Annotated in this window: 20 protein-coding genes; 7 read left to right on the top strand and 13 right to left on the bottom strand. The window is 69.1% G+C overall.

Translation table 11 applies throughout. The features are described 5' to 3' along the window. Nucleotides 1-40: 40 nt before the first annotated feature. A complete protein-coding gene (lon, locus tag ACEWX3_RS14530; RefSeq protein WP_221357575.1) occupies nt 41-2,362 on the bottom strand; it encodes an endopeptidase La in 2,322 nt (773 codons plus the stop codon). Between the two features lie 135 nt (nt 2,363-2,497). Between lon and ACEWX3_RS14525 the strand changes: the two genes are divergently transcribed. Both ACEWX3_RS14525 and ACEWX3_RS14520 read left to right on the top strand, forming a co-directional pair. Further along, nucleotides 2,498-3,271 carry an SDR family oxidoreductase gene (locus ACEWX3_RS14525; protein ID WP_374156923.1) on the top strand — a complete coding sequence of 258 codons (774 nt, stop codon included), beginning with the start codon at nt 2,498-2,500 and terminating at the stop codon, nt 3,269-3,271. Between the two features lie 186 nt (nt 3,272-3,457). Next, nucleotides 3,458-4,735 (top strand): ATP-binding protein, encoded by a 1,278-nt coding sequence (locus ACEWX3_RS14520; RefSeq protein WP_207086084.1) that lies wholly within the window; start codon nt 3,458-3,460, stop codon nt 4,733-4,735. Nucleotides 4,736-4,806: 71 nt separating this feature from the next. Here the strand turns inward: ACEWX3_RS14520 and ACEWX3_RS14515 are convergent, their stop codons facing one another. Beyond that, the gene (locus ACEWX3_RS14515) at nt 4,807-5,826 is read right to left on the bottom strand and encodes an alpha/beta hydrolase family protein (RefSeq protein ID WP_207069413.1); all 1,020 of its coding nucleotides are present in this window, start codon (nt 5,824-5,826) and stop codon (nt 4,807-4,809) included. Between the two features lie 282 nt (nt 5,827-6,108). On the opposite strand from ACEWX3_RS14515, the gene ACEWX3_RS14510 reads away from it, so the two are divergent. Next, a complete protein-coding gene (locus tag ACEWX3_RS14510) occupies nt 6,109-6,552 on the top strand; it encodes a DUF1810 domain-containing protein (protein ID WP_286183843.1) in 444 nt (147 codons plus the stop codon). Between the two features lie 7 nt (nt 6,553-6,559). Here the strand turns inward: ACEWX3_RS14510 and ACEWX3_RS14505 are convergent, their stop codons facing one another. The 9 genes from ACEWX3_RS14505 to ACEWX3_RS14465 form a co-directional block, all read right to left on the bottom strand. Next, entirely contained in the window at nt 6,560-7,864 is a 1,305-nt protein-coding gene (locus ACEWX3_RS14505; protein WP_374156922.1) for an alpha-amylase family glycosyl hydrolase, read from the bottom strand. Beyond that, nucleotides 7,861-8,340, bottom strand: coding sequence for a nucleoside deaminase (locus tag ACEWX3_RS14500; protein WP_374156921.1), 480 nt, complete (start codon nt 8,338-8,340; stop codon nt 7,861-7,863). The genes ACEWX3_RS14505 and ACEWX3_RS14500 overlap by 4 nt, the downstream gene beginning before the upstream one ends. A gap of 32 nt (nt 8,341-8,372) precedes the next feature. Then, complete coding sequence (locus ACEWX3_RS14495) at nt 8,373-10,052, bottom strand: tetratricopeptide repeat protein (RefSeq protein WP_374156920.1); 1,680 nt, start codon at nt 10,050-10,052, stop codon at nt 8,373-8,375. Then, nucleotides 9,982-11,058 carry a hypothetical protein gene (locus ACEWX3_RS14490; RefSeq protein WP_374156919.1) on the bottom strand — a complete coding sequence of 359 codons (1,077 nt, stop codon included), beginning with the start codon at nt 11,056-11,058 and terminating at the stop codon, nt 9,982-9,984. Before ACEWX3_RS14490 ends, ACEWX3_RS14495 begins: the two co-directional genes overlap by 71 nt. Further along, a complete protein-coding gene (locus ACEWX3_RS14485) occupies nt 11,006-11,656 on the bottom strand; it encodes a TetR/AcrR family transcriptional regulator (protein ID WP_374156918.1) in 651 nt (216 codons plus the stop codon). Before ACEWX3_RS14485 ends, ACEWX3_RS14490 begins: the two co-directional genes overlap by 53 nt. A 210-nt stretch (nt 11,657-11,866) precedes the next feature. Beyond that, nucleotides 11,867-13,462 (bottom strand): regulator, encoded by a 1,596-nt coding sequence (locus ACEWX3_RS14480; RefSeq protein ID WP_207069420.1) that lies wholly within the window; start codon nt 13,460-13,462, stop codon nt 11,867-11,869. Continuing rightward, entirely contained in the window at nt 13,459-14,166 is a 708-nt protein-coding gene (locus tag ACEWX3_RS14475) for a cysteine hydrolase family protein (RefSeq protein ID WP_221357556.1), read from the bottom strand. The genes ACEWX3_RS14480 and ACEWX3_RS14475 overlap by 4 nt, the downstream gene beginning before the upstream one ends. Beyond that, nucleotides 14,163-15,578: an allophanate hydrolase gene (locus tag ACEWX3_RS14470; protein WP_374156917.1), complete on the bottom strand. Its 1,416-nt coding sequence runs from the start codon at nt 15,576-15,578 to the stop codon at nt 14,163-14,165. The genes ACEWX3_RS14475 and ACEWX3_RS14470 overlap by 4 nt, the downstream gene beginning before the upstream one ends. 57 nt (nt 15,579-15,635) lie before the next feature. Then, the gene (locus tag ACEWX3_RS14465) at nt 15,636-16,331 is read right to left on the bottom strand and encodes a GntR family transcriptional regulator (protein ID WP_374156916.1); all 696 of its coding nucleotides are present in this window, start codon (nt 16,329-16,331) and stop codon (nt 15,636-15,638) included. Nucleotides 16,332-16,528: 197 nt separating this feature from the next. Between ACEWX3_RS14465 and ACEWX3_RS14460 the strand changes: the two genes are divergently transcribed. Together ACEWX3_RS14460 and ACEWX3_RS14455 are read left to right on the top strand one after the other, a co-directional pair. After that, complete coding sequence (locus tag ACEWX3_RS14460) at nt 16,529-17,380, top strand: hypothetical protein (RefSeq protein WP_374156915.1); 852 nt, start codon at nt 16,529-16,531, stop codon at nt 17,378-17,380. A 95-nt stretch (nt 17,381-17,475) separates the two neighbouring features. Beyond that, nucleotides 17,476-18,120 (top strand): PaaI family thioesterase, encoded by a 645-nt coding sequence (locus tag ACEWX3_RS14455; RefSeq protein WP_374156914.1) that lies wholly within the window; start codon nt 17,476-17,478, stop codon nt 18,118-18,120. Here ACEWX3_RS14455 and ACEWX3_RS14450 read toward each other — a convergent pair. Continuing rightward, complete coding sequence (locus tag ACEWX3_RS14450; RefSeq protein WP_374156913.1) at nt 18,092-20,095, bottom strand: FUSC family protein; 2,004 nt, start codon at nt 20,093-20,095, stop codon at nt 18,092-18,094. The genes ACEWX3_RS14455 and ACEWX3_RS14450 overlap by 29 nt on opposite strands. 32 nt (nt 20,096-20,127) lie before the next feature. On the opposite strand from ACEWX3_RS14450, the gene ACEWX3_RS14445 reads away from it, so the two are divergent. Then, nucleotides 20,128-20,847, top strand: a complete 720-nt coding sequence (locus ACEWX3_RS14445; RefSeq protein WP_374156912.1) for a hypothetical protein — start codon at nt 20,128-20,130, stop codon at nt 20,845-20,847. Then, entirely contained in the window at nt 20,844-21,602 is a 759-nt protein-coding gene (locus tag ACEWX3_RS14440) for an enoyl-CoA hydratase/isomerase family protein (RefSeq protein ID WP_283609148.1), read from the top strand. The genes ACEWX3_RS14445 and ACEWX3_RS14440 overlap by 4 nt, the downstream gene beginning before the upstream one ends. On the opposite strand, the gene ACEWX3_RS14435 is transcribed toward ACEWX3_RS14440, so the two are convergent. Further along, complete coding sequence (locus ACEWX3_RS14435) at nt 21,599-21,790, bottom strand: bacterioferritin-associated ferredoxin (protein ID WP_152517368.1); 192 nt, start codon at nt 21,788-21,790, stop codon at nt 21,599-21,601. The genes ACEWX3_RS14440 and ACEWX3_RS14435 overlap by 4 nt on opposite strands. Between the last annotated feature and the right edge of the window lies 1 nt (nt 21,791).

Here is a 21,791-nt window from a genome sequence, read left to right as displayed (position 1 = left end):
CGGCTCACGCTAGCGCCGCGGCCCGACATACATCCGCCGGTCAGGCCGCCGCGGTGACGCTGTTCTCGCCGGGCACGAGCGCGAGCGCGAGGATGTCGGCCACGTCGGTCATCGGTCTGACGTCGAGTGCGGCCAGCACGTCGGCGGGCACGTCATCGAGGTCGGCTTCGTTGCGCTGCGGGATGAACACCGTGGACAGGCCCGCCCGCTGTGCGGCCAGCAGCTTCTGCTTGACCCCGCCGATCGGCAGGACCCGGCCGTTGAGGGTGACCTCGCCGGTCATCCCCACGTCCGCGCGCACCTGGCGACCGGTGGCCATCGACACCAGCGCGGTCACCATCGTCACGCCGGCCGACGGGCCGTCCTTGGGGACGGCGCCGGCGGGCACGTGCACATGGATCTGCCGGTCCAGCGCCGCCGGATCCACGCCCAACTGGTCAGCGTGGGAACGGACGTAGGACAGCGCGATCTGCGCTGATTCCTTCATCACGTCGCCCAGTTGCCCGGTCAGCTGCAAGCCGCGCTCACCGTCGGTGGCGCCGGCCTCGATGTAGAGCACGTCACCACCGAGGCCGGTGACGGCAAGGCCGGTGGCCACCCCTGGCACCGCCGTGCGTTCGGCGGACTCCGGGATGAACCGGGGCCGCCCCAGGAACTCGACCAGATCCGGCTCGTCGATCTCGACCGGGTGCGGGTCGTCGGCCAACCTTGTGGTGACCTTGCGCATGGCTTTTGCCAGCAACCGCTCGAACTGGCGGACTCCGGGCTCGCGGGTGTAGTCCGCGGCGATCTTGCGCAGTGCCGCGTCGGTCACACTCACCTCGTCGGCCGACAACGCCGCCCGCTCCTGCTGGCGGGGCAGCAGGTAGTCGCGGGCGATGGCCACCTTGTCGTCCTCGGTGTAACCGTCGATGGTGACCAGCTCCATGCGGTCCAGTAGGGCCGACGGGATGTTCTCGACGACGTTGGCCGTGGCCAGGAACACCACATCGGACAGGTCGAGATCCAGATCCAGGTAGTGGTCCCGGAACGTGTGGTTCTGTGCCGGGTCGAGCACTTCCAGCAGCGCCGCCGACGGGTCGCCGCGGTAATCCGAGCCGACCTTGTCGATCTCGTCGAGCAGCACGACCGGGTTCATCGAGCCGGCCTCACCGATGGCGCGCACGATCCGGCCGGGCAGTGCACCCACGTAGGTGCGCCGGTGTCCGCGGATCTCGGCCTCGTCGCGCACGCCGCCGAGCGCGACGCGCACGAAGGTGCGGCCCAGCGCGCGGGCCACCGATTCACCCAGCGACGTCTTGCCGACGCCCGGGGGACCGGCCAGCACCATGACGGCGCCGGATCCGCGGCCGCCGACGACCTGCAGGCCGCGCTGACTGCGCCGGGCGCGCACCGCCAGGTATTCGACGATGCGGTCCTTGACGTCGTCGAGTCCGTGATGGTCGGCGTCCAAGATCTCTCGGGCGGCCTTCAGGTCTGTCGCATCCTCGGTGGTGACGTTCCACGGCAGCTCGAGCACGGTGTCCAGCCAGGTCCGGATCCAGCCGCCCTCGGGGCTCTGCTCGCTGGCGCGTTCCAGCTTGCCGACCTCGCGCAGCGCAGCCTCGCGAACCTTCTCCGGCAGATCGGCGGCTTCGATACGGGCGCGGTAATCGTCTGACCCTTCGGGCTCACCTTCGCCGAGCTCCTTGCGGATCGCGGCGAGTTGCTGACGGAGCAGGAACTCCTTCTGCTGCTTGTCCATTCCGGTACGGACGTCTTCGGCGATCTTGTCGTTGACCTCGACCTCGGCGAGGTGGTCGCTGGTCCAGTCGATCAGAGACCGCAGCCTCGCGGCCACGTCCTCGGTCTCGAGCAGCTCGCGCTTCTGCACGTCACTCAGGTAGGACGCGTAGCCGGCGGTGTCGGCCAGCGCTGACGGGTCGCTGATCTTGTTGACCACGTCGACGATCTGCCACGCCTCGCGCCGCTGCAGCATCGCCAGCAGCAGCTTCTTGTATTCGGCAGCCAGCGCCTTGATCTCGTCGCTGGATTCGGCCACCGCGACCTCCTGCACGGTGACCCACAGCGCAGCACCGGGCCCGGTTGCCCCGGAGCCGATGTGCGCGCGGCTCTCACCGCGCACAACCGCGGCTGCGCCACCACCGGGGACGCGGCCCACCTGCACGATCGAGGCGAGCACGCCGTAGGTCGGGTAGCGGTCGTCGAGCCGCGGGGCGATCAGCAACTTGCCGAACTCGCTGGCTTGTGCGGCGTCGACGGCAGCGCGGGCCGCGTCGTCGAGCTCGATCGGCACGACCATTCCCGGCAGCACGATCGGATCGGTGACAAACAGGACCGGCACTTGCAAAGCTTCAGGCATCAATGTCCTCCAAAGTTGAACCTGTTGCGCTCAACCTTGCCTCGGCGTGCTTTGTTCCCGCCACGAATATCGCCCGCAGCGGAACAGCGACGTGGCGAGCCCGGTTGCCTCCGGTATGACCCGAATCGCACAGCGATGACCACAACCGCACCACTCGAAGCATCAGGCCCAGACCCGATCAGGGGAAAGGTGACCGCGATCACCGGGGCCAGCAGCGGCATCGGGGAAGCCACGGCCACACTGCTCGGCACACGCGGAGCCCGGCTGGTACTCGGCGCCCGACGCACGGATCGGCTGGCCACCCTCGCCGAGGAATTGCGCTCCCGCGGCGCCGAAGTCGTCACAGTCGGGATGGATGTCCGCGTCGCCGAGGACGTGACACGACTGGTCGAGACCGCCGTCGAGACCTTCGGCACCCTCGACGTGCTGGTCGGCAACGCCGGGATCAGCAGTCTGGGCCCGCTCGCCGACGGCCCGGTCACCGAATGGGACGCGATGATCGACGTCAACCTTCGCGGGGTCCTGCACGGGATCGCCGCCGCCGCTCCGGTGTTCCGACAGCAGGGCCACGGTCACTTCGTGACCACGGTGTCGACCGCCGGGTTGAAGATCGTTCCCGACATGGGTGTGTACGCCGCCACCAAGAACGCGGTGCGCACGGTGATGGAGGCGCTGCGCCAGGAATCGACCGACGGCGCGATCCGGGTCACCTCCATCTCGCCGGGCTTCGTGCGCACCGAGCTCGCCTCCGGCATCACCGACAGCGCACGGCGGGAACAGATCCGATCGACCATGGACGCCTACGGCCTGGCACCTGAGGCCGTCGCCCGGGCCGTCGCGTTCGTCATCGAGCAACCTCATGATGTGGAGATCGGCGAGCTGACCATCAGACCGACGGTGCAGGGCTGAGCCGGGGGAGCCCGCCGGCACACCCCCCGCCCAACCCCGCGTAGACATCCCCCGCCCAACCACACCTGCACATCCCCCGCCCAACCCCGCGTGCACATCCCCCGCCCAACCACACCTGGACATCCCCCGCCCAACCCCCCTCTGGGGGCATGTGGGGGCGCCGGCCCGAACCGGATCATCGGTGCCATGCCCCCTTGGCGCTTACGCGACTTTCATGACGACGACCTCGATCAGGCCATCTCGGTCTGGGATCAGAGCAGGGAGCCGGCCGAGGCGTCCCCTGCCTTCCCGGTCTCGGAGGTGGTCTCCGCCGCCCGCGGCGGCCAGCCGGCCGTGGTGGCAGTCGTCGACGATCAGCTCGTCGGCATGGCGGTCGCCCAGATCAGCGGCGAACGTGCCTGGATCACGATGATCGCGTTGAGCAGTCGGTGGCGTCACCGCGGCATCGGCAGCGCCCTGCTCACCGAGTTGGAGCAGCGGGTGCGCGCCTTGGGGGCGCGGCGCATCAGCGCCTTGCTGCCCGAGGACGCCACCGGGACCGCTGCACTCCTCAACTGCGGGTACACCGAACGCACGGATCTGCGCTACTTCGACCGGGTCGACCACGTCGGACCCGCCGACACCGGGCTGCTGACCGCACTCGGCGGCCGGATCATGGGCCAGCGCCTGTGGGACGAGATGGCCGGCATGGAGGCCGAGAAGCGCATGATCGAACGCCGGATCGTGTTGCCGCTGGCCCAACCGGATCTCGCTGCCCGATACGGAGTCTCGCCACCGAAGGCGGCCATCCTGTTCGGACCGCCCGGGACCGGGAAGACCAGCTTCGCCAAAGCCGTTGCCGGACGGCTCGGTTGGCCGTTCATCGAGATCTTCCCGTCCCGGTTGACCGCGCCCGACGTCACGATGCCCAACGCATTGCGGGACATGTTCGCCGACCTGAACGAACTCGACGCCGCGGTGGTGTTCATCGACGAGGTCGAGGAGATCGCGGGCTCGCGCTCGGGGATCCCGTCGGACCCGGCCCACGGCGTCACCAACGAACTGCTCAAACTCATCCCGACGTTCCGCCAGCACGACGAGCGCTTGCTGATCTGCGCCACGAACTCCGTGCGCTCGTTGGACTCGGCCTTCCTGCGCCCGGGACGGTTCGACTACGTCATCCCGGTCGGACCGCCCGACGACGCGGCGCGCAAAGCGATCTGGAACCGCTATCTGGGTGCGCTGGCCGAAGGCGTGGAGGTCGACAAGCTCGTCGAGGCGACCGCGATGTTCACCCCGGCCGACATCGAGTTCGCCGCCCGCAAAGGTGCGCAATGCGCGTTCGAACGCGAAATCGAGTTCCGGCGCGGCGAGCCGCCCCGTACCGACGACTTCCTCGCCGCCATCGCCGACACCCGGCCGACGTTGACCGACGCGATGCTCGACGAATTCAACGAAGACATCGCCATGCGCACCCGGCTGTGAGCAGAACCACCCCCGAACGGCAGGAAGCCTGCCGTTCGGGGGTAACGGCAGGCTCCCTGGGTGGGTGGTCGTTATGCGGTGGCCTGAGCCCCCAGCACCCGTTGGATGTCCGGCTTCATCTGCTGCAGCTGCTGACCCCAGTAGTTCCAGCTGTGGGTACCGGTGGACGGGAAGTTGAACACACCGTTGGTGCCGCCCGCCGCGATGTAGTTGTCCCGGAAACTGATGTTGGTGCGCAGCGTGAACCCTTCGAGGAACTGCGCCGCCATCAGGTTGTTCCCCGGGGTACCCGAGTCCAGCTCCGACGGAGTGCCGGTGCCGCAGTAGATCCAGATGCGGGTGTTGTTGGCCACCAGCTGGTTGATGTTGACCATCGGATCGTTGCGCTTCCATGCCGGGTCCGAGGACGGGCCCCACATGCTCTCGGCGTTGAAGCCACCGGCATCGTTCATCGCCAGGCCGATCAGCATGGGCCACCAGCCCTCGGAGGGGTTGAGGAACCCGGACAGCGACGACGCGTAGATGAACCGTTGCGGATGGTAGATCGCATAGGTCAGAGATGCGCTACCGGCCATCGACAGACCGACAACGGCGTTACCGGTCTGGGAGACACCACGATTGGCCTCCAGCCACGCGGGTAGCTCCTGGGTCAGGAAGGTCTCCCACTTGTAGGTGTAGTCCTGGCCGTTACCCCGAGACGGCTGGTACCAGTCGGTGTAGAAGCTGGACTGCCCGCCCACCGGCATGATCGTCGACAGACCGGACTGGTAGAACCACTCGAACGCCGGGGTGTTGATGTCCCAGCCGTTGAAGTCGTCCTGAGCGCGCAGACCGTCGAGCAGATACACCGCGTGCGGGCCCCCGCCCTGGAATTGCACCCGGATGTTGCGGTTCATGGCCTGGGAGAACACGTCGAGATACTCAACCGGCAGGCCGGGCCGAGAGAAGGCGCCCGCAGTCGCCGAACCCCCGGCGACGCCGATCAGGCCGGGCAGCGCGACCGCGGCCGCGGCCACGACGGCCATCCGGCGCAGCGCAGACCGCCACGATGCTGCGTCTGTGGCGTCTCGCCACTTCACTTTCCACTTCATAACGGCAACCAACCCACCTTTCTGTACATATCCACCATGTCTCGCAAACTTGCCGTCGCTTTGCACGCGTAATGAAACCGGCTTCGGGGAGCCGAAAGCCTGCGCGACACAGCGATTCGACATCGCGGTTGGCTAACGATTGCGACTCGCCGCGGACTCGCGTGCCCGGTCACCGACGTTGACCAGTGCGAATACAGTGACCGCACGCCCGACCCGGGGGAGTGTCCGCCCCGATGCGGGGTTTCGCCCTGCGCACCCAACTGCCAGACTGACAAGGCGATGGTGGACCGACAGACAGGGCCGAAGAGCGCCGACGATCCGTTCGATTTGCAGCGCTTCGTCGACGCGCAGGACGGCGTGTACCCGACGGTGCTCGACGAGTTACGCGCCGGCATCAAACGCAGCCATTGGATCTGGTTCGTCTTCCCGCAGCTGCGCGGGCTGGGGCACAGCCCCACCGCACACCGCTTCGGGATCGGCTCCCTGGCCGAGGCGACCGCCTACCTCGGGCACGAGGTGCTCGGTCCGCGGCTGCGCGAATGCGCCCACCTGCTACTCGCCGCGCAGGGTCGGTCGGCGCGCGAAATTCTCGGTCAACCAGACGATCTCAAGGTCCGTTCGTCGATGACGCTGTTCGCCCACGCCGGGGACGACCCGGTGTTCGGCGACGTGCTCGACGCGTTCTACGAAGGCCAGGAAGACCCCGCGACACTGCACATGCTGTAGTCCGCGCTCAGCGCGGAGCGATCACCAGCCATCCGTGCGGCGGAACCACGGCGTCGGTCAACTGTTCGGTGGGCGGCGCTCCCGAACCAGCGATGACAGCGCCGCTCTCGATGCCGAATTCGGGCAGCGACACCGGCATCGGTGCGTCGTCGATGTTGAGGGCCACCACGAGCATGTGCTCGCCGCTGCGAGCGGCGTACACCAAGCCCTCATTGGTCACCCGAAGCGACTCCGTGCGGGCCTCGTGCAACCAGGGGTGCCGACGGCGCAGACCGATCAGGTGCTGATGGGTCCGATACACCTGCTGGCCGTGCTCACCGACACCCTCACCGGGAGAGGTGAATTCGGGCCGCACGGCGTCGTCACCGCCGAAACGCTCCTCCTTGACACCCCGATAGGCGGATTCATCCCCGGCGTAGATGCTCGGGGTGCCACCGGTGGTCATCAGGATCGTCAGCGCGTGCTCGACGTGCTCGGGATTGTCGAGTTGGCTGGCGATCCGGGTGACGTCATGATTGCCGATGAACGTCATCGGCACGAACGTGTCCATGAAGTCGTTGTGCCGGGTCAGCGACCAGGCCAGTTCGTGGAAGTTGGCGTCGTTGAGGCTGCTCCAGATCGCCTTCCACAGCTCGTATTGAGTCAGCGAGTCGAAACCGCAGTCACGCACGATCGCCGAATAGTCGCCGTGGATGACCTCGCCGACGAACCACGCCTGCGGGAAGCGTTCGCGCACCCGCGGCAGCACCTGGGCCCAGAACCGGTCGGGAACGGCATAGGCAGCATCGAGGCGCCACCCGTCGGCGCCCAGTGACAGCCAGTGGCACATCACCTCGACGGTGTAGTCGACGACGTCGGGGTTGGAGTGGTCGAGCGTGATCAGCCCGCCGTGTCCCTCGAACGTCACGAAGTCGCGGCCGCGCGTCCGGAACCAGGACCGGTCGCCGCCCTCCTGCGCCTCTCGAAAGCGGTCGAACTCGGTGCCGACGTGGTTGAAGACTCCGTCGAGAAGTATCCGCAACCCGCGGGCGCGACATTCAGCCACCAGGTGGTCGAAGTCGTCGTCGGTGCCCAGTCTGGGGTCGATGTGATGGTGGTCGGTGGTGTCGTAGCCGTGGGTGTGCGACGCGAACACCGGCCCCAGCGCCAACCCGGAGGCTCCGAGTTCGACGGTGTAGTCCAGCCAGTCGACGATTCTGCGCAACCGGTGTTCCTCCGCCGCGGGCGGCGGGTCGGCCGGGTAGGCCCCCACGAATCCCAGCGGGTAGATCTGCCACCAGATCGCGTGTGCCACCCAGTCCGGCTCGGTCATCGGGCGAATGCTCTCGCGTATAACGCCTTCATCTCCTCAGTCAGTTCGTCCGCGGGCCCGTCGGCCCGGATACCGGGGGCGACGGTTGCGATGGGCAGCCCCGCGACCGGCGGCGGGGGCGCGCCCCACTCCTGCAGCCAGGCGGTCAGTTGCGCCGCCGAAGCGGCGTAGACGATGCGCCCCAATCCCACCCAGGCGTGCGCCGCCGAGCACATCGGGCAGTGTTCTCCCGAGGTGTAGACCGTGGCGCGGGACCGCTGATCCGGTCCCAGGTTGCGGACCGCCCAGCGCGCGATGGCGAACTCAGGATGGCGGGTGTGGTCACCGTCCTTGACCCGGTTGCGATCGGCGAACAACACCGCGCCGTCTTCACCCACCAACTGCGAGCCGAACGGTTCGTCGCCGTCGTCGAACGCGACGCGGGCGAGTTCCACGCACCGGCGCAGGTGCCCTAGGTCGTCGTCGCTGATCGGCACAGCCGGAGTCTACGCAGCCGCGACCCGGTGGTTCAGGCGCAGGTGTCGAGTCGGCAGGCGCACGACGCCCTGACCGGCACGTCAGCGCGGGCCGCCGCCAACTGCAGTTGTCTGCCGATGATGACGGCCTCGTCGGCACGGCCCAGGCGAGTCAGGCACTCGTGGTAACCGTGCAGGCTCCACACATTGCCTGGATGCTGGCAGGGCCGGCTGAGCGTGGGATCCAGCCCCAGATCGGCGGCGTACACCGCCGCTGCCTCTTCCACATGGCCCTGCTCGAGCAGCAACGCGCCGTAGGCATGCCGGGTGGGCTGCATCCAGCCCCAGGGTTCGTCGTAGGGCAGGGTGTCGTCCAACTCGACCGCGCGTCGCAGGTGCGCGAAGGCTTGATCGAAACGCCCTGCGCGATAGTCGATCTCCCCGTCGAGCATGGCGGCGGCGACAGCGAGGATGTCCCGGCTGGTGTTGTTGAACAGGTAGCGGCTCTCCGGGATCCGGTCATACGCCGCCGAGAACGCCTCACGTTCCTGTTCGGCCTCGGAGAGTCGGCCGGTAGCGGCGTACGCCACGCCCCGGCCGTAGTGGACGGTGGCGGCCGTGGTGCAGTACAGCTGCGTGTCCGCGGGCGCATCGGTGGCGATCAGGTCCGCCCAGCGGCCGAAGCGGACCAGGACGTGGATCCGCAACGGGACGAACGCCTCGAGCCAGTCGGCCATCGGCGGCGACTCGATGGCGAGCAACTCGGGGGTCAGCTGACCGGCGAGTTCGTCGGCGGCCTGCATCGCCACCGACGAGTTCCCTTCGAACATCGCCGAATACACGATGAAGTGCAGGTTGTGGGCCCGATACAACGAATAGAAGTTCAGCGGACCGGATCGTTCGACGAACCGGCGGTCGGCCCGCACCGCCGCCAGGTTGGCCACCACCGAGTCCCGGTAATTGCCGCACAGCACGTCGATGTGACTGGGCATGTGGGCGAGATGTCCGGCATCGGGCACCAGACCGCGCAACAGATCGGCCGCGGGCAACGCCAGTTCCGGAGTCGTGGACATCTCCATGGCGTGCAGGTACAGGTGCAGGATTCCCGGATGTGCGCGTCCGGCCGCCGTGGCGAGTGCCGCGTCGAGGATCTGCTTGGCCTCGACGACCCGCGAGCCGGGGGCCGGTTCACCGGTGCGACTGTCCCACAACGCCCAGGCGGTCACGTTCATGAGCGCATCGGCGGCCAGTGCCGCTACATCGACGTCGTCGGGGTTGCTCTGCGCCACCTGCACCATCGCGTCGGCGTAGGCCCGGTGACCGGCCAGAAGGGCGTCCTCGTCGTCGGGGTCGTCGGCGGCGAAGCGCCTCTCCAGCGCGGCGATCAGGGCCTGCTCACAGGCCGAGGCACGTCCTTGCGAGGCCCGTGTGAGCTCAGCACGGGCACGGCTCAACGACCGGGCCCGGTCGACCGGATCGAAGGCGTCCCAACCCTTGTTGTAATTCGGCCCGACGGCGTACGCGATACCCCACCGGGCGATCGCCAGGTCCTCGTCGAACTCGAGGGCCCGCTCGAAGCAGCGGATCGCCTCGTCGTGGTTGAAGGCGTAGCACCACACCATGCCGCGGTCGAACCAGCGCTGCGCCTCCGGCGCGGACGTATCAGTTCGACGATGGTAGGAACCGAGATCGTAGTAGTCCCCGCTGCCCGCCGCGCTGAGACCAGAGGTCATAGCGGGCACGATAATTCACCCGCGCCGCGGTGGCCACCACTGCGAGCAGGCATCCGGCGCCGGCCCAGGCGGCCAGGGTCAGCAACGGCGACTGGGCACCGTTGCCGCCGAAGTAGGACACGCTGCGCAACAACGAGACTCCCGACCCCTGCGGCACCACCGTGGTGAAGGTGGAGTAGAAGCCGGACAACAGCGGACGACCGACGGGGCCGGCGGCGGCCGCGTTGCCGACGACGACCAGGAAGAGCCCCAGCACGATCGACGCGGCCGCGCCGAAGGCGGCTGCCACGCCGGTGACCGCGCCGCCGACGGCCATGGCGTAGAGCCACAGCACGCCGAACACCTGGCCCGGGTGGCCGGTGAGCGCACCGAGGACCGGTCCCACGTACAGCGTGACGACGCCGGCCAGGACGGCGGAGAACCCCGCCAGCGACAACGTGCGCAGCACCAGGGTGGCCGGCGTGCGGACGCTGCCCATCAAGCGCCCCAGCAGCGCTGCGCCGAGGGAGGCGCCGATGGAGATGAAGATGACCGCGTAGAACTCGACCGTTCCGGAAGGGTCGGCGGCCGAGGTGGGGGCGACGTCCTCGACGACCGCGGATAGTCCGGCCTGCCCGGCCGTGGTGCGCCCGACCTTCTCTGCGGCGGCCGCGACGCTGCGGCCGCCGCCGGCCACATAGATCGACAGGTCGCCCTCGGGCGTGACGGCGAACGCGGTGTCGACGTGACGCTGATAGACCTGTTGGCGCGCCGCTTCGGCGTCGGTGACCTGCGTGATCTGCAGACCCGGTTCCGCCCGTAAGCCGTCGACCAGCGATTCCGGAGCCGATACCGCGACAGACATGTGGTGCAGCATCGGGTTGGCGAAGGCGCCCGCGTAGCTGGCGACCATCGCGACGACGAACAGGGTCAGTCCCGCCAGCGCGAGCGCGGTGGTCCGCACCGCGGAGCGGTCACGGAATGTGGGGGAGTGGCCGGATGCTTCGGGACTGTGGTGTCTTCCCATGGTGCGGTCCTTCCTGTGGTGTCGACTGGCCCAGCAGGGCGTCGACCGTGTCCAGCGCCGCGTTGACGCGGCCGGTGAGATCGGTGCCGTCCGGGTCCTCCATCCAGGACCGCAGCACCTCCATGAAGCCGCCGACGAGAAACCGGGCGACCGACTCGGGTGCCGGCGGGGCGACCGCCGCCCCGGCCGTCGAAAGCCTCGCGGTGCCGGCGGCGGCGATCTGTTCACAGGCCGGCAACAGCGCGTCACGAAAGGTGTTGACCACATGCCGGGTCACCGTGCTGGGGACCACGTTGCGGTACATCGCGTGGTGTCCGGCGGCGAAGTCGAACACGCGCAGGATCCGGGCCCGCGGATCGGAGCCGGGGTCCCGGACGACGGCCTCGGTGAACGCGTGCGTGATCGCCGCCGCGACCGCGTCGTCGCGGTCACGGAAGTGCCGGTAGAAGACCTGCCGACTCACGTCGGCGCGGGTCACCAGGTCACCGACCGTGATGTGGTCGACGGGACGCTCCTGCGCCAACGCGAACGCCGCTACGCGCAGGCGGTTACGGACACGTTCTGCGCGGGGGTCGACACTGTGGCTGCGGAGAGGCACGCGCCCACGCTAAGCGATTTCGTAGACAATTGTCCACGAAGTTGCCGGGTGATCTCCACCGGCGGGGCACTGAGCTGTGACCGCGGTCGCCGTCAGTGCCCTGTCCGGCGGTAGCCGTCAGTGTCCCGTTTGGCGGTCGCCGCCAGTGCCCCGTTTGGCGGTCGCCGTGTGGCGGCGCTCGCCGTCATTGCCCTGTGACCGCGGTCGCCGTCAGTGTCCGGCGACGATGTCCGCCTCGTCGGGATGGGTCACCGGCGTCTTGGCGCCGGGCAGGACCGAGAACAGCAGGCAGACCAGGCCGAACAGCAGATAGCCGAGCGCCACCTGCGGACTGGCCGCCCACGACACCTCGGCGGCGTGAATCAGACCGATGAACGACAGCGCCGCTCCCACCAGCGCCGCCGCCGCGGCGTAGCGGAACTTCTTGTCCAGGATGAAGGTGACCATCGTGCCGAGAATCAGGCCGACCAGCACCGCGCCCTCACCCAGGGTCTTGAGCCCGTCGTAGACCACACCCGCGCCGTTGAGCGCCTCGCTGGTCACTTCCGCCGCCGTGGTTCCTGCCGCACTGAGCGCGTTGTCGATCATGCCGCGCCCCCATTCCGCCAGGTTGGGCAGCAGCGCGGCGACGACGGCGACCGCGTGCAGCCGCGGGACCGCCTGGAAGGCCTGGGCGCCGATCAGCAGTCCGATGTAGAGCAGGATCGGCACGATGGCCGGCACCGGCAGCAGCGCGGCCAGGACGCCGAAAAGCCCCAGGAAGCACAGGATCCCGATGACGGCACCGCTGGCCAGCGAGTACCCCGCGCGGCCTCCGGCGTCCTTCCACCCCGGGTGGCCGATGTAGACGGCGGGAGGAAAAGGCGAGCCGAAAGCCGAGCCGACCACCGCACCGGCTCCGTCGGCGAGCAGCACGCTGCGCAGGTTGTAGCTGTCACCGGCCGCCGCGGCGCTCTCGACATTGCTCATCGCCTCGGTGAAGTTGTACACACCCAGCGGAATCGCGGTGCCCAGCAGCGGCGCCAGATCTGACAGGCCGCTGATCAGCATGTCCAGCCGCAGGTCCGGAACCCCGACGGCGATGTCGCTGACGGCCTGCCCGACGTCGGGCGCCGACATGTAGCCACCCGCCCAGCCGATGGCGGTGCCGACCAGCAATGCGACCAGTCCGATGGGGATGCTGCCCGGCAGCTTCACGTCGGTGAAGAAACCGATCAGGATGATGGCCAGCACCGGCAGACCGATCCAGGCGACCTCCCACATCTGTGCGGCGGGGCGCATCGAGATGAACGTGATGGAGATGCCGGCCAGGGTGCCCAGCATCGCGGCCCGCGGTGTCAGCTTGCGGATGTAGGGACCGACGAACGCGCCGATCATCACGATGACGCCGATCAGGAACGCCCATGCCAGACCCGCCTGCCAGGCCTGCATCGGATCGTCGGTGGCCAGATAGACCGGCAGCATCACGACGAACACCACGATGAACATGTGCGGCACGCTGGGGCCGTACGGCAGGGCGGTGACGTCGGTCCGGTTCTCCCGCCGCGCGAGTCGCCGAGCCAGGAACGTGTAGTAGAGGTTCCCGAGGATCAGGGCGACCCCCAGCGCCGGGAGGACCGTGCCCAGCACATCGGTGGCCGGCACGGCGACCACGGCCACCATCAACCCCGTCAGTGTGAGCACGTTGACCAGGATGTTGAATCCCAGGCCGAAGAACGCGTTGGTGTCGCCGCGCGTCCACCAGGGCAGGGACAGCGACCGGGCAGCGGGTGGTTCGGCGGGTGCGTTGGTGACGTCGGTGCTCATCGGGCCTCTTCTCGGTCTGCTGGCGTGGTGAGTTGAGTGAGTGCGGGGATGACGACGGCACTGTCTGCCACCCATCCGAAAATGCCGCCCTGGGCCTTGATCATGTCCAGGCCGACCCGTTGGAATTCGGGGAAATAGGAACCGACGCAGTCGGATACGACAAGGCATTCGTATCCGCGGTCGTTGGCCTCCCTGGTGGTGGTGTGCACGCACACCTCGGTGGTGACGCCGGTGACGAGCAGCTGGGTGATCCCGGCAGCGGTGAGGAGCTCGGACAGCTCAGTGGCGTAGAACGCCCCCTTACCGGGCTTGTCGATGACGACTTCGCCGGCGACCGGGGCGAGCTCGTCGACGATGTCGTGCCCGTATTCGCCCCGGATCAGGATGCGTCCGTACTTGCCTTCGTCACCGATGCGTTTCGACGGGGCACCGCGCCGCAGTTTGGCCGGTGGACAATCCGACAGGTCGGGCCGGTGCCCTTCCCGCGTGTGGATGACCGTCACCCCGGCGTCGCGGGCCGCTCCGATCAGTGCAGCCAGTGGTGTCACCACCCGCGCGAGTTGTGCCACGTCATTGCCCAGGCTCTCGCCGAATCCTCCGGGCAGCAGGAAGTCCCGTTGCATGTCGATGACGATCAACGCGGTGCGGTCCGCGACGAGCGTGAACGGCCCGGGCTCTGCAGGTATGTCGACGGTTCTGCTCATGCGTGCTCCTCGGTGAGGGTGACGGCGTCGGCGGGCACGCCCGGCTGCCAGGGTGTTCGGCGTGGTTCGTCGAGGAGTTGGGCGGCGAGATGCAGCACGGTGTCATCGCTGAGCGCCGGCCCGAGCACCATTGCGCTGCACGGCCGCCCGTCGGCGGTGACCCCGGCCGGGACAGCGGCACCGAGCAGGTCGAGCAGATTGCCGAAATGCGTGTAGTGGCCGAGTTTCGTGTTGCAGTCGATCGGCGCGGCGAGCACCTCGTCGACGGTGAAGGTCGTGCCGATCGTCGGCAGGACCAGCACATCCATCTGTTGCCACAACCGAGCGGTCACGGCCTTGAGCTCCTGGAGTCTCTGCAGCGCGCTGAACGCGTCGACGGCGCTGTAGCGGTGTCCACTGCGCAGGATGTCGCGCACCACCGGGTGGATCGAATCCGGCTGGGCAGCAAGGAATTCGCCGAACTCGACCAGCCGTTCTGCCACCCACGGCCCCTGGTAGAGCAGCGCGCCGGCCGCGAGGAAGGGCTGAAGTGAGACGTCGACGACGGTGTTCGTGCGAGCCAACCGGGTCCGGACGGCGAGGTGCGCGCGGCGCATCTGCTCGTCACCGAAGAACTCCAGCTCGTGCTCCGGCGGCAGCCCCACGGTGACGGTGTCTGCGCCGAAGCGCGGCCCGCGGTCTCGAGCCCAGGGGTCGTCGTCGTCGCGGGCGATCATGACATCGAGGACCCGGTCCACGTCGTCGACCGAACCCGCCATGACGCTCAGACAATCCAGCGACCTGCAGGCGGGCACCAGCCCGACGGTGCTGATCAGTCCCCGCGACGGCTTGAAGCCCACGACGCCGTTCAGCGCGGCAGGCACCCGCCCCGAACCGGCGGTGTCCGTTGCGACCGCGAACGGCACCTGGCCGAGAGCGACAGCCAGTGCCGACCCCGAACTGGAGCCGCCGGAAATCATGTCGCGGCCGTAGACACTGCGCGGCACGGTGTAGGGCGTTCGGGTGCCGTTGAGCCCGGTCGCGAACTGGTCGAGGTTGGTCTTGCCGACGTACAGGGCGCCCGCGTCGAGCAGGCGGCGCACCGCCGGTGCGGTGGCGGTGGCGACGTAGGCGTAGTCGGGGCAGGACAGCGTGGTCGGCACGCCGGCCACGTCGATGCTGTCCTTGACCCCGAACGGCACCCCGTAGAGCGGCAGGGTGCGCGCGCCCGGACGGTTCTCGATGTCCTCGGCCGCGGCGATCAGCTGCTCGCGGGGAACGGTCGACAGCCACGTGCCGTCGTCGCCCCGTGCGGCGATCGCATCGGCCACCCGGGCCGCGGTGGCCGTGGGCGACCCCGTGCCCGAGGCGTGGGAGGTGAGAATCTCGGCCACGGAGGGCCCGACGGTCGGTCCAGGTTTCGAGTCACCCATGTCTGTCGATTGTCGACAGAATGATGGCAATTCTGGGTCGGGCGTGTGTCGATCGTGTTAGCGCCGCGCTCGGGTGCCCGGTGTCGGTTCCTTCTCCAGCCCGAGGTAGTGCAGGTGGCCGTGGTCACGCAATGCCGCGATCGCCAAGGCCGCGTCATTGGTCTCCAGCGCAGAGAGGATCGCCTTGTGCCGCTCGATGCCGTCACCGGCATCGCGTTGCCGGGCCTCCTCGCGGAGGTTCTTCGCCATCGGGAGCTGCAGCTTGAGCAGGATCGGCTCCAGCGTGATGTCGAGTTGACGGTTGTGGGCCAGCCCGACGACGGCGGCATGGAACGCGCGGTGGGCATCGTCGCGGTCCACCGCGTCGTGGGCGACGTCCATGCGTTCCAGCGCTGCCCGCACCGGCTCGAGCGCTGTCGCCGAATCCTCCAGCGGGAGTGCGGATTCCACGGCATGGCGCTCCAGCACATGGCGCAGTTCGAACAACTGGAGGACATCTGTCGGCGACCATTCGGCGACTCGCGAGCCTCGCCGGGGCAGGTGCTCGACCAACCCCTGTTGGGTGAGCAGGCGTAGCGCCTCGCGCAGCGGCGCCCGGCTGAAGCCGAAGGTCGCGCACAACTGTTCTTCGACGATCTTCTCGCCGGGGGAGAGCTCGCCGCTGAGGATCGCCTCGCGCAGGCGGTGGGACGCAACCTCCACCAAGGTTGCGGGCAGGCCGAACCGGGCAGGGTCGTCGCTCGGCGCAGCCATGGCCCAATGGTAGGGAACGACGCCGCCCAGGGCGGCTCCCGCGACGCTGACGGTCCAGATGATTGTTTTGCTGTCTCGCTGGCACGCGTGCCCCAGGAGACCACGAGTCGGCGGTAGGTGCGTTTGTTGCGAATACCAACGCGAAATGGCCCGCTTTGCTACGGTCGTCACATCCGTCGCCGGCAGAGGAGCCACAGATGAGCGCGACACCATGTTCTCGCCGCACCCTCGCCCCGATGCCGCAGCGCCGCACCGTCGCCCTGATGCCGCGGTTGCGCGCCGTCGCCCCGAAGCCGCGGTTGCGCACCGTCGCCCCGATGCCGCGGTTCCGCACCGTCGCCCCGATGCCGAGGTTCCGCCCCGTCGCCCTGATGCCGCGGTTGCGCCCCGATCTCGCGGCGCCGCCCAGATCTCGGCTCCGCAGTGGCTCGGCGAGCACCGACAGTACGGTTTCTGACGGAATCGGCGCGATTTCCATCAGAATCCGTACGCTCGCGATCCGAGTGGCGGTCACGGCCGGAACGCTCGCGGGCGGAGTGCTCGCCGCCGGAACCGCATGGGCCGGAACCGCAGGGGCCGCACCGGTGCCCGCTGTGATCGGCGCCCCCGTCCCGACACAGGGCCCGACGGGTCCGCTCGATCCCGCGTGCGCGCAGACACCGCTGGATCCGGTGTGCCAGGGCGGCCCGTACTACCAGGGACCGCCGGCCGGACCGGCAGACCCTCGGTGCGCCGCCATGCCCATCGACCCGGTGTGTCAGGGTGGCCCCTACGCCGCCCCGACACCTCCGCCGCCTCCCGCCGCGCCCTCGCCAGCTGCCGCACCCCCGGCAATGCCGCCACCGCCTGCGCCCCCACCCGTGATTCCGCCCCCGCCCGTGACGCCACCAGTCATGCCGCCACCGATCTCGCCACCACCGGCAATTGCACCGCCGCCCGCGGCACCTCCGGCGATCGCACCACCGCCGGTCATATCCGCGCCGGTAATCGCACCGCCGCCGGTCATGCCGTCCACCGGTGGCCTCAGCGGCATGCCGGGCGCGATCTGAGGACCCTCGACGGAGGACGTCGCCGCGCTGCGGGCAGTCGTCGCCAACGGCGGGGTGGCGTGCGGACCACGACTGCACCGTGTTCTAGTCGACGGGTGCTGAAGTACACCCACGTGGAAGACCTCACCACGGCCGACGTCGAACGGTTGCGGTCCTTGTACGAGCCGCTCACCCGAGCGGTGCGTGAACTGATCGACGCCACCATCCGCACCGAGGCCGACGCCGAGGCCGTCACGGCTGCGACCGCGCAGATCGACGCCGCCACAGCGCGTCTGCGCAGCAGTCAGCTCGACGGGGCTTTCGGCGTCCGGTACGTCACCTACGGAGACCCGATGCCGTGGGGCAACGCCGTCATCGGGGTCCGCAACCCGTCCGCACCGCCGCTGGTGATCCGCAAGGTCTCTGACGGGCCCGCGAGCACGGACCGATACGTCACCAGCGACTTCTACCTCGGTGCGGCGTTCGAGGGCCCGCCGGGACACGTCCACGGCGGTGTATCGGCGATGCTGCTCGACCACGTGCTGGGCGACGCGGTGAGCACCCCCGGCGTACACCGACTGACCGGAACCATCACGGTCCGCTACCGCCGACTGACCCCGCTCGGGCGACTGCACGCCGAGGCGCGGATCACCCACACAGACGGGTTCAAAACCTACGCCACCGGCCACATCGCCGACGCCGACGGCATCACGGTGGAAGCAGAGGGGGTGTTCATCGAACCGCGATGGGCCCGCGCGTGACGGCGATTCCGGCCACGCTGCGTGTGATCGCGCCCACTTCGGCGGCCAGCACCCGAGCCTCGCCTTCGTGGGCTCCGCGGCGGGGCACGACGTCGCGCAGGCGCTTGTCCGCGGCTTCCAGATCGGTGACGTCCACCGTCCAGGGAGACGCCGCTGTTGGAGGGTCGCCGCAGAGCGCCTCCACGTATTCGTCCACCGCCAGCACGAATTCGCCGTTCCATGCCGCCGCGGGCCGATCGGGCAGCGAAGCTTCCAGGGTTGTGCAGGACGCCGTCACGGCGTTGAGCGCCGTCCGATAGGCGCCCATCCACCGGCGCAGGTCACGAGAATCCATTCGGGTGGTGCCGGCGGCGGCCTCGAACGCCGCGCGGGCCCGGAACGCGCGTTGCCATGCGGCGGACAACGCATCGGCCGGACTGTCGATCTCGTGGACATAGGCCTTGATCACCACCGCGGCGTAGTCCACCTCGGTCTTGAGCAGCTCGCCCGCCCGCTGCGCGAGCCTGGTGAGCGCATCATCGGGGAACAGCACGTGGGCCAGCACGGCGAGGCCCCCGCCGATCAGGGCGCCCAACAACCGGTCGTCGGTGGTGGCTGCGGGCCCGACCTGCTCGAGTCCGATGAGGAACACCACCGCCGCCGTCAGGGCGGCCGACGACGCCAGATAGCCGAGACCGGCCGCGGCGTAGGCCGCCCCGACGAAGACGATGGCCAGCACCGCCGTCACCACGACGCCGGGGGTGAGCAGGACCAGCACCACCGATGCCACCGCGATGCCGGCCAGGGTTCCGGCGATCCGCCCGGCGCAGCGGGTGTAGGTGTGCGCGGTCTCCGGACGCAGGACCATCAGCACCGTCAGCGGTATCCAGTAACCGTGGGCGATCCCGGTGTACCGCTGGATCGCACAGCCCACCGCGACGGCCACGCTGAGGCGCACCGCGTGACGGAAGACCGGCGATCGGCGGTGGAGGTGGCCGCGCATCAGCGCGAGGGCCGAGCGCACCGAGGTTCGCACCTCCGGCCGTCTGAGCCGCACGGCCTCCGGGGAGGAGGGCAGAAACTCCCCGAGCCGGATGGCGACCGCTTCATGCACCAGCCGGGTCAGCCGGTGCACCACAGGCGATTCGGAATCCACTGCCGCATCGAGCCGGGAGATCGCCGCCTCGGCGTCGGCGCGGGCGCTGCGGCGGGTTTCGGCGACTGCGGCGAGCGTGTCCGCCGCCGCGTCCAGGACTTCCCGGGGCCGCACGTCTGCCGCCACGCCGTCCAACTCGGCCAGCGTCGCGGCGATCCGCTCGGGCAGGCCATACCAGCTGCGGTAGTCCGCGGTGTGGCGCTTGGCCTGAACGTCGGCCGCGGTGAACGCGGCACGCAACGCGATCAACGGCTCGGGATCGACAGCGGAGGCGCCGTCACCGGTTCCCTCGGCGATCCGCCGGGCATCGGCGGCCAGCGAACGATAGGCCTTGGCGAGGGCATCGCGCTGGACGCGCCAGCGCCGTTGCGGCCAGACGGCAATCAACGCCGCCTGGATCAGTCCGCCGGCGAAGGCCAGCCCCGCAGTCGCCAACGCCGATGACAGGGTCGGCGTGATCGGCGGCGCGACAACCAGAATCGCCGCCGAGGCCGCGCCGATCAGCCCCGCGTTGGCACTGAGCGCCCACGGCATCGCCGCGGCCAGGCACCAGAGTGCTGCGGCGAGCACGAAGACGGGGGAGTAGCCGGACGTGGCGGCACCGATGAGCGCGGCGCCCCCCAGCACCGTCGACGCGCCCACCGCCAGCTGGACGCGTGCGCGGGGGCTTTCCTGCAACGCCACCGCGCCTGTCACGGCCCCCGCCGCGGCGGCCGCGGTCGACGCCCCCGGCGGTCCCCATTGCGCGGCGACCACCCCTACGGCGATCACGCCGAGGAGGCTGCGCAGGACCGCGGCGGTGTCCGGCACCCCCGGTCGCAGCGCAAGACCCTTGATCATCAGTCCATTCTGTCCCGGGCTATGTTCGGCACGTGGAGAAAGTCATCATCACGCTACGGGGCACCCCGGGCGACGAGGCCTGGTGCACCACGTTGCGCACCGACGCGGCGCAGACACTTCTCGACTCCGGGTTGGCCGGGGTGGCCGTCAATGTCCGCGACGACGCGGTCACCGATTCCCTCATGACCCTCACCACACTCGACCCGCCCGTCGTCGCCTTCGTCAGCCTCTGGACCCAGCAGTGCTACGGCGAGCAGATCCGCACCGCCACCGAGCTGCTGGCCGATTTGTGCCAACAGGTGTCTGCCTACCTGGTCACCGAATCGGTGCCGCTGCCACCGCCCCACACCGCACCAGGAGAACGGACCCCGGGCCTGGCGAACGTCGCGATGCTGCGCCGACCGTCCGATCTGGACCAGGCGACGTGGCTTCATCGCTGGCAGCACGACCACACCCAGGTCGCCATCGACACCCAGGCCACTTTCGGCTACGTCCAGAACACGGTGGTCCGCGCGCTGGCCGACGACGCGCCGGTCCTCGCCGCCATCGTCGAAGAGCTGTTCCCCCTTGCCGCGACGACCGACCTGCACGCCTTCTTCGGCGCGGCCGACGACGCCGAGCTCAGCGACCGCATGGCGCGAATGGTGGCCAGCACCTCTGCATTCGGGGCCAATCGCGACATCGACACCGTCCCGACAAGTCGATACGTGCTGCGCGATCCGTTCGCGCCAGCCGATACGCTGCAGCGGTGACTCTGCAGATCAGCGACGACAACCGGGTCCGCACTCTGGTGCTGGACCGGCCCGAGGCCCTCAACGCGTTCAACGAGGAGCTCTACCTCGCCACCGCCACCGCGCTGCGGGAGGCCGACGCAGATCCCGACGTCGCAGTGGTCCTGCTGACCGGCGCGGGTCGAGCGTTCAGCGCGGGCAACGATCTCAAAGAGATGCAGGCGCGGATCACCGACCCGCAGATGAGCGACCAGGGCAGCCACTTCACGACGATGATCAGTGCACTGACCGACCTGACCAAGCCGCTGGTGTGCGCGGTCAACGGGGTCGGGGTGGGCATCGGCACCACCGTTCTCGGGTACGCGGACCTGGTGTTCATGTCCTCCACAGCACGGCTGAAGTGCCCGTTCACCAGCCTGGGGGTCGCGCCGGAGGCGGCTTCGTCGTATCTGCTGCCGCAGTTGATCGGCCGCCAGAACGCGGCGTGGATGCTGCTGTCGTCGCAGTGGGTGGACGCCTCCGAGGCGCTGCGCATGGGCATCGCGTGGAAGGTCTGTGAGCCCGACGAGCTGCTAACCGAGGCCAGAAAGCATGCTGAAATCATTGCTGCACAATCGATTCCCAGTCTTGTCGCGGTGAAGCGCACGCTCACCGAGCCGTTCCGGGACGGCATCGAGGCCGCTACCGCACGGGAGAACGCGCAGTTCGAAATGCTCCTCGGGGGTGCGGCCAACGCGGCGGCCCTGGCGGACTTCACCGGCAGGGGCAAGTCCTAGCGACTGACCCGGTTGGGCGCGCAGTCGGCGAAATGGGCTTCGATGATCGACCGCAACGTACGGCGGCAGCGGCCACAGTCACCGCCGGCGCCGCAGGCCTCGGCGATCTCCTTCGAGGTGCGTGCGCCATTGGCCACCACTTCGCTCACCGCGTGACTCGTGGTTCCGGTGCACAGGCAGACGAACACG

This window comes from Mycobacterium sp. G7A2, assembly GCF_041902445.1.
Lineage (GTDB): Bacteria > Actinomycetota > Actinomycetes > Mycobacteriales > Mycobacteriaceae > Mycobacterium.
This window is presented reverse-complemented; position numbering and strand designations above follow the sequence as displayed.